At 71.7% G+C, this 19,012-nt stretch carries 16 protein-coding genes; 9 read left to right on the forward strand and 7 right to left on the reverse strand.

The genetic code is table 11. The features are described 5' to 3' along the window. Positions 1 to 115: 115 nt before the first annotated feature. Together KY5_RS37565 and KY5_RS37570 are read right to left on the reverse strand one after the other, a co-directional pair. Positions 116 to 1,435 carry an alpha/beta hydrolase gene (locus KY5_RS37565; RefSeq protein WP_199843415.1) on the reverse strand — a complete coding sequence of 440 codons (1,320 nt, stop codon included), beginning with the start codon at positions 1,433 to 1,435 and terminating at the stop codon, positions 116 to 118. Positions 1,436 to 1,520: 85 nt separating this feature from the next. Next, positions 1,521 to 1,739, reverse strand: coding sequence for a hypothetical protein (locus KY5_RS37570; RefSeq protein WP_098246390.1), 219 nt, complete (start codon positions 1,737 to 1,739; stop codon positions 1,521 to 1,523). 191 nt (positions 1,740 to 1,930) lie between these two features. On the opposite strand from KY5_RS37570, the gene KY5_RS37575 reads away from it, so the two are divergent. Further along, positions 1,931 to 2,713 (forward strand): polyprenol monophosphomannose synthase, encoded by a 783-nt coding sequence (locus KY5_RS37575; protein WP_234363057.1) that lies wholly within the window; start codon positions 1,931 to 1,933, stop codon positions 2,711 to 2,713. A gap of 21 nt (positions 2,714 to 2,734) precedes the next feature. Here the strand turns inward: KY5_RS37575 and KY5_RS37580 are convergent, their stop codons facing one another. Further along, complete coding sequence (locus tag KY5_RS37580) at positions 2,735 to 3,499, reverse strand: DUF4239 domain-containing protein (protein ID WP_098246392.1); 765 nt, start codon at positions 3,497 to 3,499, stop codon at positions 2,735 to 2,737. Positions 3,500 to 3,515: 16 nt separating this feature from the next. After that, entirely contained in the window at positions 3,516 to 4,061 is a 546-nt protein-coding gene (locus KY5_RS42000; RefSeq protein ID WP_234363287.1) for a hypothetical protein, read from the reverse strand. Positions 4,062 to 4,352: 291 nt separating this feature from the next. Between KY5_RS42000 and KY5_RS37590 the strand changes: the two genes are divergently transcribed. From KY5_RS37590 to KY5_RS37605, 4 genes are all read left to right on the forward strand, one after another. Beyond that, positions 4,353 to 5,324 carry an SCO0930 family lipoprotein gene (locus tag KY5_RS37590; protein WP_098247739.1) on the forward strand — a complete coding sequence of 324 codons (972 nt, stop codon included), beginning with the start codon at positions 4,353 to 4,355 and terminating at the stop codon, positions 5,322 to 5,324. A gap of 223 nt (positions 5,325 to 5,547) precedes the next feature. Continuing rightward, positions 5,548 to 6,360: an SAM-dependent methyltransferase gene (locus KY5_RS37595; RefSeq protein WP_098246393.1), complete on the forward strand. Its 813-nt coding sequence runs from the start codon at positions 5,548 to 5,550 to the stop codon at positions 6,358 to 6,360. Next, a complete protein-coding gene (locus tag KY5_RS37600; RefSeq protein WP_098246394.1) occupies positions 6,357 to 8,492 on the forward strand; it encodes a putative bifunctional diguanylate cyclase/phosphodiesterase in 2,136 nt (711 codons plus the stop codon). The genes KY5_RS37595 and KY5_RS37600 overlap by 4 nt, the downstream gene beginning before the upstream one ends. Positions 8,493 to 8,498: 6 nt before the next feature. Then, positions 8,499 to 9,260, forward strand: coding sequence for a VOC family protein (locus KY5_RS37605; RefSeq protein WP_098246395.1), 762 nt, complete (start codon positions 8,499 to 8,501; stop codon positions 9,258 to 9,260). Here the strand turns inward: KY5_RS37605 and KY5_RS37610 are convergent. Continuing rightward, positions 9,240 to 12,071: a hypothetical protein gene (locus KY5_RS37610; protein WP_098246396.1), complete on the reverse strand. Its 2,832-nt coding sequence runs from the start codon at positions 12,069 to 12,071 to the stop codon at positions 9,240 to 9,242. The two genes, KY5_RS37605 and KY5_RS37610, sit on opposite strands and share 21 nt — an antisense overlap. Positions 12,072 to 12,126: 55 nt before the next feature. After that, the gene (locus KY5_RS37615; protein WP_098246397.1) at positions 12,127 to 13,002 is read right to left on the reverse strand and encodes a LysR family transcriptional regulator; all 876 of its coding nucleotides are present in this window, start codon (positions 13,000 to 13,002) and stop codon (positions 12,127 to 12,129) included. 95 nt (positions 13,003 to 13,097) lie between these two features. Here KY5_RS37615 and KY5_RS37620 point away from each other — a divergent pair, with 95 nt between their 5' ends. The 4 genes from KY5_RS37620 (at position 13,098) to KY5_RS37635 (ending at position 18,104) form a co-directional block, all read left to right on the forward strand. Next, the gene (locus KY5_RS37620; RefSeq protein WP_098246398.1) at positions 13,098 to 13,805 is read left to right on the forward strand and encodes a succinate dehydrogenase; all 708 of its coding nucleotides are present in this window, start codon (positions 13,098 to 13,100) and stop codon (positions 13,803 to 13,805) included. Positions 13,806 to 13,808: 3 nt separating this feature from the next. Then, positions 13,809 to 15,767, forward strand: a complete 1,959-nt coding sequence (locus KY5_RS37625) for a fumarate reductase/succinate dehydrogenase flavoprotein subunit (RefSeq protein WP_098246399.1) — start codon at positions 13,809 to 13,811, stop codon at positions 15,765 to 15,767. Next, positions 15,764 to 16,510 (forward strand): succinate dehydrogenase/fumarate reductase iron-sulfur subunit, encoded by a 747-nt coding sequence (locus tag KY5_RS37630; RefSeq protein ID WP_098246400.1) that lies wholly within the window; start codon positions 15,764 to 15,766, stop codon positions 16,508 to 16,510. Before KY5_RS37625 ends, KY5_RS37630 begins: the two co-directional genes overlap by 4 nt. Positions 16,511 to 16,589: 79 nt before the next feature. Continuing rightward, on the forward strand, positions 16,590 to 18,104 hold the full coding sequence (locus KY5_RS37635) for an acyl-CoA synthetase (protein WP_098246401.1): 1,515 nt from the start codon (positions 16,590 to 16,592) through the stop codon (positions 18,102 to 18,104). 19 nt (positions 18,105 to 18,123) lie between these two features. Here the strand turns inward: KY5_RS37635 and KY5_RS37640 are convergent, their stop codons facing one another. Continuing rightward, entirely contained in the window at positions 18,124 to 19,002 is an 879-nt protein-coding gene (locus KY5_RS37640; RefSeq protein WP_098246402.1) for an AraC family transcriptional regulator, read from the reverse strand. Positions 19,003 to 19,012 lie beyond the last annotated feature (10 nt).

Here is a 19,012-nt window from a genome sequence, read left to right on the forward strand (position 1 = left end):
CCTCGCGATCGGTGTAGGGCGAACGGGGCATTCCTGTCCGCCAGGCGGGGGAACGGGACGGCGTGGCGCCGGTTCTGTCCGGTGCGGAGGGCTACGGGGCCACCGGTGCGGGCGGCTACGGGGTCAGGCCCAGGCGGGAGGCCAGCCAGGGGAGCTGCTTCCCCAGTCCCGGGCGCCAGACCTGCCAGCTGTGACCGCCCGGCAGCTCGACGAGCCCGGCCTTCATCCCCGCCTTCTTCGCCGCCTCGTAGACCTTGTGCGCCTGCGGCCGGTACGTCGAGTCGTCGGTGCCCGCGACGAACATGCCCGCGGTGTCGGGGAACTTCTCGCGCGCCATCACGTCCACCGGGTTGACCTTCTCGAACGCGGCCTCGTCGCCGCCGAAGGCCGCGTCCACGGTCTGCTTGCGGCTGCCGAGCGTGGGCTCGTCCTGGCCGGAGATGTCGAGGAAGACGCCGTAGCGCCCGGGGGCGTTCACCGCCAGCTGCAGGGCGCAGGTGCCTCCGTTGGAGAGCCCGGACACCGCCCAGTGGGTCCGGCCCTCGGCCGTCTGCAAGTGCGCCGCCGCCCAGGCGGGGACGTCGTCGGCGAGATACGTCTGGACCTTGCCGAGCTTGGAGTCCATGCACAGCGGATTGTCGAAGGAGGAGCCCAGCGGGTCGACCACCAGGACGATCGGCGCCAGCCCCGCGTGGTCCGCGGCGAAGTCGTCCATCATGTCCGGCAGCTGGCCCGAGGTGATCCAGTCCTGCGGGGCGCCGGGCTGACCTGCCATCAGGACGAGCACGGGCAGCGGAGGCCGGGGCGAGGCGCGGTAGGCGGGCGGCAGGTAGACGTACGCGTCACGAGCCTTGAAGCCCGACGTCGTGCCGGGGATCGAGGCGGTCGACACGGTGCCCTTGGCGGGCAGGTCCGCGGGCGCCTGCCACACCTCGGACAGCGCCTTGCCCTTCGGCACGTCGAGCAGGGCGGTCTTCTTGCCGGTGGCGTCCTTGAGGCTCACGGTGTCCTGCGGGCCGAGCATGGTCCGCGCCGTCGGGTAGTTGTCGTAGTGGATGTTGACCTCGGAGAGTCCGAGCACCACCACGAGCAGCCCCGCGACGAGCGCGCCGAGACGGCCGCGCCGGCGCAGCGTCGGCATCCGGCAGAGCATCAGGCATACGCCGAGGATCGCGACGCCGATCCACACCACGACGTCCGAGGGCAGCTCGTCGGGGAACGGCTGCCACCAGTCGTCGACGGTGAGCTCGACCAGGAGGGTCAGGAGCGCCGCCACGACCACGGCGATCGGGAGGAGCTTCGTCCACCAGCGGCGGTCGCGGGAGAAGAGGAGGGCGGCGAGCGCCAGGGCGCCCAGGATCCGGACGACGAGCGGAACCGCACCGTCGACCAGCGACCAGTCCAGTGGCCCGGAGGCCAGCCGCACCCGCTCCACGCGTGTCCCCGTTCCGTCGGCTCGCGGAAAACGATAGCAATCGGGGCGAGTGCGGCAAATCGGATACCGGCTTCGGGGGAGTGGCTCAGCCGCCCGGGGTCCCCCACGCGTGCGGGCCCCCGCGCCACTCGACGAGGTGCGGGTCGTCGAGCGCGATGTCCGCCTCGCCGAGCCCCGCGCGCCGCAGGAACTCCGCGAGGTCACGGTCGTCGTGGGCGACGCCGACGTCCCTTCCGCGCACGGTGACGCGTCGGCCGCCGTCGGCGGCGGGCGGATGGACGACGATCGGTGTCTGCCAGGCCATGGCACAAGAGTGCGCCGTGCGGGGCCCGGGCGCAGCACGGTTCACGGACATCCGGCCGTCCGGCGATCCGGCCATCCGGTCACCCGGTCATCAGGCCGGAACCCTGTCGTAGTCTGATCCGTCCCGGGGCCGGACCGCGCAGTCGGTGCGCGGGCCCGTCCTCCGTGCGCAGCCGACACAGGGGGATCAACGTGGCACAGGTGTCCCGGCCCGCCGATGCGTCCGCGCCCTCTCCCGCGCCGAAGATCGTGGTGGTCGTCCCCACGTACGACGAACGGGAGAACCTGCCCCTCCTGGTCGGGCTGCTCGACGGTCTCGGCCTGCCGGGGCTGCACGTCCTCGTGGTCGACGACGGCTCGCCGGACGGCACCGGCGAGGTCGCGGACCGGCTCGCCGCGGAGTCGGCGGGGACCCTCTCCGTACTGCACCGCGGCGAGAAGAACGGGCTCGGCCGCGCCTATGTCGCCGGAATGACGCGCGCGCTCGCCGACGGCGCGGACGTGGTGGTGCAGATGGACGCCGACCTCTCGCATCCGGCGGAGGCGCTGCCCCTGATGGTGCGCACGCTGCTCGCCGACGACGGCGTGGCCGCCGTGATCGGCTCGCGCTACGTGGCGGGCGGCGCGCTGGCCACCGAGTGGGCCTGGCACCGCAGGGCGCTGTCCGCCTGGGCGAACTTCTACGTCAACGCGATCCTGCGGCTCGGCGTCAAGGACGCGACGGCCGGATACAAGGCGTGGCGTGCCGAGGCCCTCGCGGCGGTCGATCTGCCGTCGATCCGGAGCAACGGCTACTCCTTCCAGGTGGAGATGAACCATCGCGCGGTCCGCGCGGGGCTGCGGATCGCCGAAGTGCCGATCACCTTCGAGGAGCGCGTGAACGGCCGGTCCAAGCTCAGCCTGCGGGTGCAGGCCGAGTCGGCGATCACTCCGTGGAAACTGCGGTTCGCCGGGCGCGGCGCGGGGAGCGGCTGACCGGCTCCCCGCGCCGCCGTCTCAGCCTCCGAGCCCCGGAAACAGCATGTGGAACGGTTCGGCCGTCGCCGCGATGCCCCGGCTGTACGGCGCGTCGAAGTCCCAGATGAGGAAGAGCAGGAAGGCGAACAGGGCCGAGAAGAGCCCGGCGAGGATCAGCTCCCGGCGCGTGCGGCGGATCTGCAGCGCGAAGATCATGCCGATGGTGACGAGGCCCCCGGCGATCAGGCCGAACCAGACGACGCCCGGCATCGTGGCCCCCGCGCTGTCGGCGCGTGCGCTGCGCGCGTCGTCGGCCGCCGCGACCTGGTCCACCAGCGGCTGGTACGCCTGCGCCTCGAAGTCCGATTTCGGCTGGTAATCGGTGACATCGTGGCGTACGCGGGTCAGCAACTCGGCGCCGCGGTCCGTGAGTTCACCCTTGGCTGACATTGTGTGCCACTCCGTGGTCACGACATAGCTGACATAGGCGTGGACATCGGCGCGAATCCGGTCCCGTACGTCATCGGGATAGACCCGGGCCCGCTCGGAGACCTCGTGCAGCGACTGGGCCTCCACCCTGACGTGCTCCTGGGCGGCACCGCGCGCCTCCCAGACGCCCGCGATGGCCAGGCCGAGCACGATGGCGTAGACGACGCCGATCATCATGGTCATGTATTCGATGACGTCCGGAGTCTCCGAAGCGTCGTAGTCCGCGCCGGTTCTGCGGTGCCGCAACTGCGTCACGGTGAGGACGACAGCGCAAGCTGCCGCCATCGCGAGGGCGAGAACAAGCCATTCCGACATGAAGACCTCCGGCGGGTCAGCGCGGGCGCAGCGCGGCGACGGCGAGCACCGCGGGTGCCGTGATGAGCAGGGTGAGCGAGACGAGGGACGGGCCGCTGCGGGGCGGATGCTTGCGCGGCGGGGCGTGGTACGCCGGATAGGTCACGGGCGGCGGGGCCGGGGACGCGGGGACGTGGGGGCGAACGGACGGCTCGGGCGTGGGAGTTGGCTTCGGCGTGGGCTCGGCCGCCGCGGGAGGGGGCGTCGGTGGCGGAGTCGGTGGCGGCGGGGTCGGTGGTGGTTGCGGCGCCCGGGGCTTCGGTGCAGGTGGGGGCGGTGGTGGCGGGGGAGTGGCCCGCTGCGGTGGCTTCGACGGTGGTGGGGCGGGCGCGGGGGGAGGCGGCGGTTTCGGCCGGTGGATGGGGCCCGCCCGGCAGGCGACGCCGTCCCCGGCGACGGCGACCGCGCCGTTCCCGGCCGATGCGCCGCCCTCGGTGATCGAGGCGTACGCGCACGCGTCGCTCGGTGCCGCGCCCGCGGCCGCCGACGCGCCGAGCATCAGGGCGAGTGCGAGAAGTGCCAATACGCGTGTGACTAGGGCCGATAAGGCCCGCGGAGATCCGTGCACGACGCAGATGATGGGGCTCCGCGTGCGCCCGGTGCGCCGGAGTCGCCCCCGATTGACCCGAAGGGAGGAGACGGGGCGCCCACAGGTTTGACGGCGTGCGCCCCGTGCCGGCCGTCGCGGGGCCGGGTGAAGAATCTTGTGCACCGGTTGAACACGACGGTGGCTCCCGCGCGTACCTAGGGCCATGTGTGACGCACAACGGCGGCACAACACCCAAGCGGACAGCGGGAGTCAGAGATGCGGCAGATGGTAGGGCGTACCCCTCGGGCCCGGCGGAGTGCCGCGCTCGCAGTGACAGCCGTGGCTCTCCTCGCGCTGACGACGGCGTGCGGCCAGGACAAGGGCGAGCAGTCGCCCAACGGGCAGAACGTGGGCAACGGGGCACCCGCCAAGGACAACGGGTACGGCACCGACGACGGCTATGGAGCGGACGCGGGCGACGCGGGCAAGGGCGCCGACGCCAAGGCGAAGCCCGCGGGGCAACTCGCGGTGTGGGACGGCAAGAAGCTGGGCAAGGTCGTCACGGACAGCGCGGGCTTCACCCTCTACCGCTTCGACAAGGACTCCGCGCAGCCCCCCAAGTCGAACTGCGACGCCGCCTGCCTGAAGACCTGGCCCGCCGTGCCCGCCGACGGGGCCGAGGCGGCGCCGGGCGTCGACGATTCCCTGCTCGGCGAGGTCACCGCGGCCGACGGCACCAAGCAGCTCACCATCGACGGCTGGCCCATGTACCGCTACGCGCAGGACGCGAAGCCGGGCGACGCCAAGGGGCAGGGCATCGGCGGCACTTGGTACGCGGCGGCTCCCGACGGGAAGAAGGCGGCGCCCGCGGCGGCCGGTACGGCGCCCGCCGACACGGCGGGACTTTCCACCCGCAAGGACCCGAAACTCGGAGAGATCGTCGTCGACAAGAACGGCATGACGGTCTACCGCTTCACCAAGGACTCGGCCTGGCCCATCAAGTCGAACTGCGTGGGCGCGTGCGCCGCGAAGTGGCCCGCCGTCGCCCCCGTGGACAAGTCCGACACCGACGGGATCAAGAAGAAGGGGTACATGACCTACAACCGGCCGGACGGCGGCAAACAGCAGACGATCAACTGCTGGCCGCTGTACACCTTCTCCGGTGACAAGAAGCCGGGCGACACGAATGGTCAAGGCGTGGGCGGAACTTGGTACGCCGCGAGCCCCGAGGGCAAGCCGGTCGGCGCGCCCCGATAGGCGCGACGTCCGTCGCTCCGCTCCTGACCGACCGACCCGTCTTTTCCCTTATCACAGGGAAGGGGCGGGCCGGTTATCGGTGTGGGATAAGGCACTTGCCAAAGGCAGTGACCGAGAACGGACGGCCAATTTCCGTTTTGACTCGCTCCCTTGGCGGACGATCAGTAGCCTCACCCTCGAACACCGGATCGTCTGTGCCACCCCCCTACGCCTTGGAGTCTTGATGGAGCGTCCCGCCTGGGCCCCGTTGAGCATCGACATCTCGATGCCCAGCGTCTCCCGCATCTACGACTACTACCTGGGCGGCTCGCACAACTTCGAGGTGGACCGGGAGGCGGCCCGCAAGGCGATGGAGTTCATGCCGGGACTCCCCAAGATCATGCAGGCGAACCGGGCCTTCATGCGCCGCGCGGTGCGCCACGCGGTGGGCGAGGGGATCACCCAGTTCCTCGACATCGGCTCCGGCATCCCGACGTTCGGCAACGTCCACGAGGTGGCGCGGCAGGCGAGCGAGGACGCCCGCGTCGTCTACGTGGATCACGATCCGGTCGCCGTCGCACACAGCAAAGCCGTCCTCGAGGGCGACGAGCGGTGCGCCGTCCTCGCCGGGGACCTGCGCAAGCCCCGGGACATTCTGGGCAGTTCGGAAGTCGGTTCGGTCCTCGACCTGGAGCGCCCGGTGGCCCTTCTCCTCGTCGCCGTTCTGCACTTCGTCGAGGACGCGTACGATCCATACGCGGCGGTCGCCGAACTGCGGGACACACTCGCGCCCGGCAGCCTGATCGTCGTCACCCACGCCTCGTACGAAGGGATCCCCGTCCCCGCCGAGCAAGCAGGCCACACCGTCGGTGTATACAAGGACATCCGCAATCCACTGATCATGCGCTCGCGCGACGAGATCGCGCGGTTCTTCGAGGGATACGACATGGTGGAACCCGGCCTGGTGCCGATGCCGCACTGGCGGCCCGACACCGCGCCCGAGGAGGAGGACCCCTACTCCTTCTCGGGATTCGCGGGCGTGGGACGGAAGCGTTGAGCGGCGAGCCGGACGGACCTGAGGGAAGAATCCGCAGGTTCGCCACCATCTGGAGCCGTGCGATCTTCCCCGTGACGGCCACCTCGCTGACCCGTCCGGAGTTCGAGCAGCAACTGGTGCCGCTCGCCCGCAGGTTGCGCGACGCGCTCCAGGAGCGGGTCTTCGACGCGGCCGAGGGCCAGGCCGTCGGCGCCGCGCTCATCGGCACGCACTGCACCGACCCCGAGGCGCTCAGCCGCACGCTCGACTGCGTCGACGCCTATCTGGTCCTGTACTGCGGCGCCGACGGACCGCAGGAGGAGCTGCGGGCCCGCTCCGCGCGCATCCAGCACTCTGTCGCGGCGGGCTTCGCCCAGGCGCTGCGCGAGCGGACGCTGGCCGAGCAGGAGGCGATCTCCCGGGCGGCCCTGAGCGCGCGCAGCGCCGTCGCCGAGGCCCTGCACGCGAGCGAGGCACGCTTCCGCGCGGTCTTCCACGGCGCCGCCATCGGCATCGGCATCGCCGACCTCGACGGCACGGTCCTCGAGGTCAACGACGCCCTCGTCCGGATGTTCGGCGGCCTCGAACACCACCTGCGCGGGCGCAACGTGGGGGAGTGGACGCACCCCGACGACTCGCCCCACGTCTGGCGCCTCTACCAGGAGCTGGTGCGCGGCGACCGCGAGCACTACCGCGTGGAGAAGGCGTTCTACCGCCCCGACGGCACGGTCCTGTGGACCAACCTCACCGTCTCCCTGCTGCGCGACGCCGACGGGGTGCCGCAGTACCAGCTGGCGCTGATGGAGGACACCACCGAGCGCAGGCTGCTCAACCTCCGGCTGCGCTACGAGGCGACGCACGACGCGCTCACCGGACTGCCCAACCGCACGCTGTTCTTCGAACGCCTGGAGAAGGCCCTCGCGGTCGGCGGCAACACCCGGTTCGGGCTCTGCTACCTCGACCTCGACGGCTTCAAGACGGTCAACGACAGCCTCGGGCACGCGGCGGGTGACCGGCTCCTGGTCGAGGTCGCCGACCGGCTCCAGTCCTGTGCCACCGCGCCCGGCGAGATGGTCGCACGGCTCGGCGGCGACGAGTTCGTGGCGCTCACCACGGGACCCGACACCGAGACCGAGGTGGACGAGCTCGCCGGACGCATCATGAACGCGCTCGCCGCCCCGATCCGCGTCGAAGGGCGTGAGCTCACCGTGCGCGGCAGCATCGGCATAGTGGAGGGCCCGGCGGGGGTGCGCGGCGCCGCGGAGGTGCTGCGCAGCGCCGACATCACGATGTACCGCGCCAAGTCCGCGGGCGGCAACCGCTACGAGCTCGCCGACCCCGAGGCCGACGCCCGCGCCATCACCCGGCACGGCCTGACCACCGCGCTGCCCGCCGCCCTGGAACGCGGCGAGTTCTTCATCGAGTACCAGCCGCTCGTACACCTCGGCGACGGCAGCGTGCGCGGCGCAGAGGCGCTGGTGCGCTGGCTGCACCCGCAGCACGGCGTCATCGGCCCCGACCGGTTCATCCCGCTCGCCGAGCACACCGGTCTGATCGTGCCGCTCGGCCGCTGGGTCCTCGAGGAGTCCGTACGCCAGGCACGGCGGTGGGAGGCACGGCACAGCGACGCGGGCCCGCTGCGCGTCAACGTCAACCTCTCGCCGATGCAGCTCACCCATCCCGGCCTGGTGTCGGACACGGTCGACATCCTGGAGCGCGAGGGCCTCGAACCGGGCGCGCTGTGCCTGGAGGTCACCGAGTCGGCGCTGATAGGAGCCGACGACGACCTGCTGAAGCCGCTGCGCAGGCTCGCCGAGATGGGCGTGGACATCGCGCTCGACGACTTCGGCACGGGCTACTCCAACCTCGCCAACCTGCGCAGGCTGCCGGTGAGCGTGCTCAAGCTCGACCGCTCGTTCACCCAGGGCATGCAGCACTTCCCCGCCGACCCCGTCGACCTGAAGATCGTCGAGGGCATCGTCTCGCTCGCCCACAGCCTGGACCTCGCGGTCACGGTCGAGGGCGTCGAGACGGGCGCGCAGGCCGACCAGTTGCGGGAGCTGGGCTGCGACACCGCCCAGGGCTGGTACTACGCGCGCCCGGGCCCGCCGGACCGGCTGCACGAGCTGGCGCTCGCGGACGCGACGGGCTGAGCCGCCGTGATCCGCTGGGCGTACGCCTTCATCGACCGACCGCGTGACCGCTTCCCCGAGGCGTACGCCTTCTGGGCGGCGGTCACCGGCTCGCGCCTCTCCGCGTTCCGGGGCCCGGACGGCGAGTTCGTCACGCTGCTCCCGGACGGCGGGGGCGACGCCTTCCTGAAGGCGCAGGCCGTGGGCGGGCCCGGCGGCGCGCACCTGGACCTCGTGGTGGACGACCTCGCCGCCGTCACGTCCCAGGCCCGCGCGCTCGGCGCGGCCCGGGTCTTCGCGGAGGACGACCTCGAAGTGCTCAGGTCACCCGGCGGACAGCTGTTCTGCCTGGTGCCCTGGAACGGGGAGGAGTCCCGCCCCGCTCCCGTCACCGGACCCGACGGCGCCACCGCCCGCCTGGACCAGGTCTGTCTCGACCTCGCCCCCGACGCGTTCGACACGGAAGTCGCCTTCTGGACGGCACTCACCGGCTGGACCTCCGTCGCGAGCAGACTCCCCGAGTTCCACGCCCTGCGACCACCGACGACCCTGCCGATCCGCATCCTGCTGCAACGCCTGGCCACCCCGGGCGAGCCGGGCGGCGCCCACCTCGACCTGGCCTGCTCCGACACGGACGCGGTGCGGACCTGGCACGAGAGCCACGGCGCGGAGTTCGTCGCGCGCGGCGCGGCCTGGCTGGTGATGCGGGACCCGGCGGGCGGGACGTACTGCCTGACCGAGCGGGAGCCCGTGACGGGGAAGCTGCCGTCACGGGGGACTGCTGGCTGACGGCGAGGGCGTCTGGGAGGGGCTCGGCGTCTGGACGGGAGCCGTGACGTCGTTGGCCCAGGCGGTCGCGAGCACGGTCACCGCCGCGGCGAGCGCCGCCACCAGGACGGCGCTGACCGGAGTGGCGAGCGAGGACAGCCGCCGGAAGTTGCGGATGTGCCCCCAGAGCAGATCCGCCCTGCGCACCAGCCGGATCTCCCAGTACAGGCCGAGGCCGAGGGCCATGACCGTGCTCTGGGCGAGCAGCAGGAACACCGACAGGGTGGTGGACTCGTCGGGCATCTGGAGCTTGGGCACCAGCAGCAGAACCTGCACCGTCGACATGACGATCCACATCCAGCCCGCCTTCGCCACGGGGCTGCTGCCGCGCAGCCAGGGATAGAGGTAGCCGTAGGTGAAGCCGTGGGCCAGCCAGACGCAGGTCGGCCCGCCCGCGACGGTGACCGCTTCGGGGATGCCGCTGTAGCCGTGCGCCTGCGACGCGGTCCACACGCTCCAGGGCAGTGTGAGCAGTGCGGTGGCGGCGGTGGCCGTCCCGCCGTTGGTCCAGGCGGAACGGCCCGCCGAACTACCGAGCGCGGCGGCCCGCAACCGCGTCGTCTCCCGCGCGGCGTCCGCCGCCGTCGGTTCCTTGAGGCTCTGCCACGTGGCGTCCCACGTGTCCGCGGGCAACGAGGTGTCGGCGAGCGTCGCCCGCGAGGAGGTCAGGAAGCGGTGGCGGCCCTCCGCGAAGAGGAGGGCGCGCGCGAGGTCGGCGACCAGGCGGGCGTGGGTGGCGCCGGTGCGCGCGTGCAGCCGTGCGGCCTGCGCGGCATGCCCGCGCGGCAGCAGCAGGAGCCCGCCGCCCCAGGCCGCGGTCAGCGCGGCTCCGGTCGTCCAGTACGGCAGCCAGCTGTCCGGGGCACCGATCACGGTGCTGCTCGCGGCGAGCACGAGCAGCAGGACGCAGCTCGCACGGGCGCTGGGGTGCCAATGGCGCGGGGTGCGGCCCCGGTCGCGCAGGTGGAGCAGGAGGAGGGCGACGACGACCAGCCAGATGAGTTGGAGGGTGGGGGCCATGACGCGGATGCCGATCAGCAGCGCCTCTCCCGGACTCTGCCCCATCAGTTGGAGGAACAGGTCCGAGGTGGGTGGCGGTTCGACGTAGACGGATTCGCTGAGCGGTGTCCACCAGGGGAGCAGCGCGCAGACGAGCAGGAGCCCGAGGGCGGCACCGCGCCACCGGGTGGCGGGTACGGGCGCGGCGAGTTCTCGTGCGAGCAGGAGCAGCACCGCGACCCACGGGGCGAGCAGCAGGAAGACCGCGGGCCAGCTCGCCACCAGGGCGGGCCGGGTGAACGCCAGGTCGAACCCCGGCGTCGCCCGCCACAGGTCTCGGGGCACGACCTGCAGGACGACGACCGACGCCACCCCGGCCCAGACCGCGGCGGCGAGCGGCACGGCCCAGTGACGTACCTCCGGCCACCAGGGCTGGAGCCGCAGGAGGCCGAACGTGGCCGCCGCGGCGACCGAGGCAGCCGCCAGGCACCGCAGGGTGGGCGCCTGCCAGTCGGGGCCGCCCATGACGCGGAAGAGCAGGACGAGCACGGGTGCGGGTGCGGCGACGGCAAGGGCGGGCCCGGCGGGCGGGGGGAGCGAGGTGCGAAGGCGGTGGCCGACGGCGGCGGCGACCACCGGGAGCGCGAAGAGCAGGGTGCCGAGCAGCACGGCCTGCGTGTGCGTCTCGATGGGCAGCGGCTTCTTCTCCATCGACGCGCTGTCGACGAGGACGGAGCCCCACATCCAGCCGAGCACGCTCCACTTCGGCTCGTAGAGGTCCCACACCAGGGCTCCGACGGCCGCGATCACGAGGAGACAGGTGCTCAGGACGACGGCGCGTGGGTGCCGCTCCGTGCCGGACGGGTGGGTCGGCCCGCGCCGGAACGCGGCGAGGGCGGCCGACGCGGTGAGGAACAGGGCGAGGAGCGAGACGAGGGCCTGGTGCCGCGAGGCGATCGTGGGCACCGCTTCCTCGACGGCCCGCGCGTCCGCCGCCGGCGGCTCCGAGTCGATGATCTGGGCGGCCACGTTGGCGGCGCCACGCCGTTCGGTCAGGCGGAGACGGACCGAGCGCGCGGTCTGCACGGCGGGGCGCTCAGTCGTCCGCAGCCCCCACTCGCGCGGCACGTCGATCCGCCAGGTCCAGCGCCCCGGCAGCCGGGGCACCAGGCCTTCGTCGCCGTCCGACACCGGTTCGGCGAGGGGAAAGTCGATCTGCGAGGCCCCTGTCGTGACGGTGCGCTCCGCGGTGACGGTGATCCGGCCGCCGTCGGCGGGCTGGCTCACCGTGCACCATTCGGGCAGTCCCGCCAGGTTGTCGTCCGACGCGTCGGCGGCGTCCAGGATCCCGGCCGCGCGGCCGGAGACGAACCCGCCCGGCACGACGTAGAGGACCTCGTTGATCAGGTTCGGATCGGTCCTGAGGGTTTCGACGAGCGGGTCGTCGGCGCGCAGGCGCAGCCGGTAGCGGGTCGTGACGCGCCAGTCCTCGCCCGTGCCGTCCCGGTGGACGAGGACGGTGATGTCCCCCGAGGTGTCCGGGCCGGGGAGGCGCTGCGCCACTTCCTGCGGCCCGCGCGGAAAGCCGGGGTCAGGAACCTCGGGCGGCGGCGCGTACTGGAGCATGTCCTCCTGCTCCACGAGGACTTGCCGTCGCGCCGCGTCCGCCCACGAGCCCGACGCCCACACCGCGCACCCCACGACGACCGTGCACAGCAGCGCCACCGAGACGGCCCGCGCCACCGTCCTCGCCGCGTCTCGCACCTTCGGCATGGGCGCCCCCTCCCGCCGCCGGGGGAGCCAATGTAGAGCCGCCCGGGGCGAGCGGTCAGCGTTCCACCAACATCCGTTGAAGTTCCCGCGCCGCGCGAGGCGGTGCCACGTCGCTGCGGTGGGCCAGGGCGATCGTGCGGTGCAGGCTCGGCCTCGCCAGGGGAGTCATCCGCAGGCCGGAACCGGCGCGTTCCGCGACCATGCGGGGGACGACCGCCACCCCCAGGCCCGCGCGGACGAAGCCGAGCACCGCGTCCATCTCGCCGCCCTCGACCGCGAACTCCGGCTCGAACCCCTCGGCCCGGCACGCGGCGACGGTGAGTTCGCGCAGGTCGTAGCCGTGCCGGAACATCACGAGGCGCTCGCCCTGGAGGTCCGCGATGCGCACGGTCCTGCCGAGGCCGCGTGCCGTGGGCGCCGACACCACGACCAGGTCCTCGCGCAGCAGCTCCACGGTGGTCAGGGCGGGGGACGGCGAGGGCAGCGGTAGGACGACGAGTGCCAGGTCGAGGGCGCCGCGCGCCAGTTCGCGTACGAGGTCGTGGGAGCCGCCCTCCTCGATCAGGAGCTGGATGCCGGGGTGGCGGTCGTGGAAGGCGCGCAGGACGTCGGGGAGCAGGCCCGTGCAGACGCTCGGGGTCGCCCCGAGGCGGATGCGGCCGCGGCGCAGCTGCGCCAGTTCCTGGACCTCGATGCGCGCGGTGTCCGCGTCGGCGAGGATCCGGCGGGCCAGCGGAAGCAGCGTCTCGCCCGCGTCGGTGAGGGTGATGTTGCCGCGGGCACGGCTGAACAGTTCCGCGCCGAGTTCGTTCTCCAGGGAGCGGATCTGCTGGGAGAGCGAGGGCTGCGAGACGTGGACCTCCTCGGCGGCCCGGGTGAAGTGCCGGGTCTCGGCGACCGCGACGAAATAGTGCAGCTGCTGGAATTGCATATCCGAACGATACGTCGGGTGATAGGCAGGGGCTATGGAGATGAGCTGATCCATCTCTTGGACTGATCGGGACTTTCGGCCGTAGCGTCGCGGGCATGGCTCTGGCAACGCGGACGGACAAACGTCCATCCATGACCCGCACGCTGTGGGACTCCACCATCGGCAAGAAGACCGTGATGGCGGTGAGCGGCCTGATCATGCTGCTCTACCTGGTCGCGCACATGGTCGGGAACCTGAAGATCTTCTTCGGGCCCGAGGAGATCAACCACTACGCCCACTGGCTGCGCACCGTCGGTGAGCCCTTCATGCACTACGAGTGGACGCTCTGGCTGGTCCGCGTGGTGCTCGTCGTCGCGGTCGTCGCGCACGCCACCTCCGCGTACCAGCTCAGCCGCCGCGACATCAAGGCGCGCCCCACCAAGTACGTGCACAAGAAGCCCGAGGCGAGCTTCGCGACCCGCACCATGCGCTGGGGCGGCGTCATCCTCGCCCTCTTCATCGTCTGGCACATCCTCGACCTGACGACCGGCACCGTGCACCCGGGCAACTACCAGCACCTGCACCCGTACCAGAACATCATCGACACCTTCTCGACCTGGTACGGCAACGTCATCTACATCGTCGCCGTGCTCGCCCTCGGCCTCCACGTGCGGCACGGGCTGTGGAGCGCCGCACAGACCCTCGGCGTGGGCACCGCCGCCCGCGACCGCGTCCTCAAGCCCCTGGCGAATGGCCTCGCCCTGGTCCTCGTCGTGGGCTTCGTCTCCGTACCCGTGGCCGTCATGACCGGACTGGTGAGCTGACCCATGAATCACTCCAGCGAATACGCCGAGTACACGACCGGTGAACCGCTCGTCGACACCAAGGCGCCCGAGGGGCCCATCGCCGAGCGCTGGGACACCCGCCGCTTCGAGGCCAAGCTGGTCAACCCCGCCAACCGCCGCAAGCACACCGTGATCGTGGTCGGTACGGGACTCGCGGGCGGCTCCGCGGGGGCCACGCTCGCCGAACAGGGCTACCACGTCGTCCAGTTCTGCTACCAGGACTCGCCGCGCCGCGCCCACTCCATCGCCGCGCAGGGCGGCATCAACGCCGCGAAGAACTACCGCAACGACGGCGACTCCGTCCACCGGCTCTTCTACGACACCGTCAAGGGCGGCGACTTCCGCGCCCGCGAGTCCAACGTGCACCGGCTCGCGCAGATCTCCGTCGAGATCATCGACCAGTGCGTCGCCCAGGGCGTGCCGTTCGCCCGCGAGTACGGCGGCCTCCTGGACACCCGCTCCTTCGGCGGCGTCCAGGTGTCGAGGACCTTCTACGCGCGCGGCCAGACGGGCCAGCAGCTCCTCCTCGGCGCCTACCAGGCCCTGTCGCGGCAGATCGCCGCGGGCAACGTCGAGATGCACCCGCGTACGGAGATGCTCGACGTCATCGTGGTGGACGGCAGGGCGCGCGGCATCGTGGCACGTGACCTGATCACCGGGAAGATCGACACGTACTTCGCCGATGCCGTGGTCCTCGCCTCCGGCGGCTACGGCAACGTCTTCTACCTGTCGACGAACGCCATGAACTCCAACGCCACCGCCGTCTGGCGGGCCCACCGGCGCGGCGCCCACTTCGCCAACCCCTGCTTCACCCAGATCCACCCCACCTGCATCCCGCGCACCGGCGACCACCAGTCCAAGCTCACCCTGATGAGCGAGTCGCTGCGCAACGACGGCCGCATCTGGGTCCCCAAGGCCAAGGGCGACGACCGCCCGGCGAACCAGATCCCCGAGGACGAGCGCGACTACTACCTGGAGCGCGTCTACCCCTCCTTCGGCAACCTCGTGCCCCGCGACATCGCCTCGCGCGCCGCGAAGAACGTCTGCGACGAGGGCAGGGGAGTGGGCCCCGGCGGGCAGGGCGTCTACCTGGACTTCGCCGACGCCATCCAGCGCATGGGCAAGAAGAAGGTCGAGGAGAAGTACGGCAACCTCTTCGACATGTACGAGCGGATCACCGCGGAGAATCCGTACGAGGTGCCGATGCGCATCTACCCCGCCGTGCACTACACGATGGGCGGCCTCTGGGTCGACTACGACCTCCAGACCACCGTGCCGGGACTGTTCGCGGTCGGCGAGGCCAACTTCTCCGACCACGGGGCGAACCGGCTCGGCGCCAGCGCCCTCATGCAGGGCCTCGCCGACGGCTACTTCGTGCTCCCCTCCACCATCAACGACTACCTCGCGCGCCACCCGCACCAGGACGAGGTGAGCGACCAGCACCCCGTCGTGCAGGAAGTGCTCGCCGAGACCGAGGACCGGCTCCACCTGCTCCTGGCCGTCGACGGCGACCGCACCCCCGACTCCTTCCACCGCGAACTCGGCGAAGTCATGTGGGAGTTCTGCGGCATGGCCCGCACCGAGACGGGACTTCGCAAGGCCCTGGAGCGCATCCCGCAGATCCGCGAGGAGTTCTGGCGCCGGATCAAGGTCCCCGGCACCGGTGAGGAGTTCAACCAGTCCCTGGAGAAGGCCAACCGCATCGTCGACTACCTGGAGCTCGCCGAGCTCATGTGCCTCGACGCCCTGCACCGCGCCGAATCCTGCGGCGGCCACTTCCGCGAGGAGTCCCAGACGCCGGACGGCGAGGCCGCCCGCCGCGACGAGGAGTTCTCCTACGTGGCCGCCTGGGAGTTCACCGCCACCGGCGAGGCCCCCGTCCTGCACAAGGAAGACCTCGCCTTCGAGTACGTCCACCCCACTCAGCGGAGCTACGCATGAAGCTCACCCTGCGCGTCTGGCGCCAGAAGAACACCGACGCCTCCGGCGCCATGTCCACCTACGAAGTGGACGGGATCTCCCAGGACATGTCCTTCCTGGAGATGCTGGACACCCTCAACGAGGAGCTCATCCTCAAGGGCGAGGACCCCGTCGCCTTCGACCACGACTGCCGCGAGGGCATCTGCGGCGCCTGCTCGCTCGTCATCAACGGCGACGCGCACGGCCCCGAACGCACCACCACCTGCCAGCTCCACATGCGCTCCTTCCAGGACGGCGACACGATCGACGTCGAGCCGTGGCGCGCGTCGGCCTTCCCCGTCGTCAAGGACCTGGTGGTGGACCGCACCGCCTTCGACCGCATCATCCAGTCCGGCGGCTACATCAGCGCGCCGACCGGGTCCGCGCCCGAGGCGCACGCCGCGCCCGTGCCGAAGCCGGACGCGGACTCCGCCTTCGAGCACGCGGAGTGCATCGGGTGCGGGGCGTGTGTCGCCGCCTGCCCGAACGGCTCTGCGATGCTGTTCACTTCGGCGAAGGTCAACCATCTCAACGTCCTTCCGCAAGGTGCGCCTGAGCGGGAGACCCGGGTCCTCGACATGGTCGCGCAGATGGACGAAGAGGGCTTCGGCGGGTGCACCTTGACCGGTGAGTGCGCCACGGCTTGCCCCAAGGGCATTCCGCTGCCGTCGATCGCCGCGATGAACAAGGAGTGGTTGCGCGCGACCCGGAAGGTGAGCCGGTAGGCGCTGCGTCGTTGTCCGCGGGGCGGCTGTGGTTGCTCGCGCCGTTCCCCGCGCCCCTTTGGGGCGCTACCGTCGGCTGATGTACCCGGGAGCGTACGACCCCGCCAGGGTGGCCGTCGTCAGCGCTGACGGCACACGGACCCTCACCTACGGACAACTCGACGAACGTTCCCTGCGGCTCGCGGATCATCTGCGGGCCGCAGGTCTGCGTCGGGGCGACCACCTCGCCCTGCTCTGCGACAACGACCCGCGCGCCCTGGAGGTCTACTGGGCGGTCATGCGCTCCGGCCTCTACCTCACCGCCGTCAACCACCACTTGAGCGCGGACGAGGCCGCCTACATCGTCCGCGACTGCGGCGCGGCCGCGCTCGTGGTCTCCGGCTCGCTGGCCGAACTCGGCGCCGCCGTCACCGAGTTGGCGGGCGGCCCGCCGCTGGTGCTCGGGCTCGACGACGGTACGTACGAGAAGGCGCTGGAAGCGGCGTCCGCCGTGCCGCCCGCTCACCAGCCGCTCGGCACCGACATGCTCTACTCGTCCGGAACGACCGGGCGGCCCAAGGGAGTCGAGCCCGCGCTCCCCGAGGGGGACGTGCGCGAGCAGCCCACCGCGTACACCCTCATCTTCCAGGCCGTGTACGGCTTCGACGAGGACAGCGTCTACCTCTGTCCCGCCCCGATCTACCACGCGGCGCCGCTGCGCTTCTGCGGCGTGGTCACCGCGACCGGCGGCACGGTCGTCCTGATGGACGCCTTCGACGCGGAGGGCGCCCTCACGGCCGTCGAGCGGCACCGGGTGACGCACAGTCAGTGGGTGCCGACCATGTTCGTCCGCATGCTGAAGCTCCCCGCCGAGGTGCGCGAGCGGTACGACGTGTCGTCGATGAAGGTCGCCATCCACGCCGCCGCGCCCTGCCCCGTCGAGGTCAAGCGGCGGATGATGGAGTGGTGGGGGCCCGTCCTGTACGAGTACTACGCGTCGACGGAGGGCAACGGCATCACCTTCATCGCCCCCGACGAGTGGCTGCGCAAGCCCGGCTCGGTGGGCCGCGACGGGCTGCTCGGCGCGCTGCGGATCTGCGACGAGTCGGGGCGCGTGCTGCCCGCGGGGGAGACGGGGACCGTCTACTTCGAACGCGATGACGTCCCCTTCCGGTACCACAACGACACCGACCGCACCCGCGAGGCGCAGCACCCCGACCACCCCAACTGGACCACCACCGGGGACATCGGCCACGTCGACGAGGACGGCTACCTCTTCCTCACCGACCGCAAGGCATTCATGATCATCTCGGGAGGTGTGAACGTCTATCCGCAGGAGGCGGAGGACGTGCTCGTGCTGCATCCGGCCGTCGCCGACGTGGCCGTCGTCGGCGTACCGGACGCCGAGATGGGGGAGGCGGTCAAGGCGGTCGTCCAGGTCGAGCGCGGGATCGTTCCCGGACCCGAACTGGAGCGCGCGCTCATCGACTTCGCGCGCGAACGCATCGCGCACTACAAGGCGCCGCGCAGCGTCGACTTCACCGAACGCCTGCCGCGCACCCCCACCGGCAAGCTGGCCAAGTCCCGGCTGCGCGACGCCTACCGGGGCGGGTGAGCACCCGCCCCGGAGCCGGTCAGCCCTGTTCGCGCTCCACCGGCAGCCACAGCTCGGCGTCGGCCTCGCCCCCGTCCGCGGACATGTTCGTGCGCAGGATCTCCGGTCCCGGACGGCTGCGGTACGGGTTGGCGGGGAACCACTCGGTGAACACGTCCCGCCACAGGTACTGGATGGCCTCCGGCGCGGGACCCGACGCGGTGAAGACCGCCCAGGTGCCCGCGGGCACGGCAAGCGCGGTGCTGCCGTCGGGGAGGGGCTCGGGGCCCGGCGCGGCCGTGATCACCCCTTGGTAGTAGTCGAGTTCGGTGCCCTCGGCGCGGCCGGGGTCCAGGTCGTCACAGACCGAGACGACGCCGTGCGGCTCCTGGTCCGACAGCTTCGCCAGGGCCTCCATGGTCCCCGGCGCGATCCCGCGCACGAAGTCGATGATGGCCTGGTTCGGACCCGCGTGCACCAGGGGTACCCGGGCCTTCGGCCCGACCACGGTGAAGTCGGGCTTGTCCACGACGCGATAGCGCATGCTGCTGCTCCCTTCGACGGTGAGGCGGAAGGAGAGCCGGGGCTGGGAGACGAGCGAGGCGCCGCCGCGCCTGGCCTCGCCGGGACCGACGCCGTGCACGGCACGGAACGCGCGGGCGAACGCCTCGCCCGAGCCGTATCCGTAGCGCACGGCGATGTCAAGCAGCGAATCCCGGCCCGCGAGCACCTCGGCACCGGCCACGGTGAGCCGCCTGCGCCGGACGTACTCCGACAGCGGCATCCCCGCGAGCGCGGAGAACATCCGGCGCAGGTGGTACTCCGAGGTGGCCGCGGTGCGCGCGAGCGCCGCCACCTCGATGACCTCCGTCAGTTGCCGCTCGATGTGCTCCATGACCTGGTTGAGCCGCTCCAGCACCCCCGGCCTC

This window comes from Streptomyces formicae, from assembly GCF_002556545.1.
Taxonomy (GTDB): domain Bacteria; phylum Actinomycetota; class Actinomycetes; order Streptomycetales; family Streptomycetaceae; genus Streptomyces; species Streptomyces formicae_A.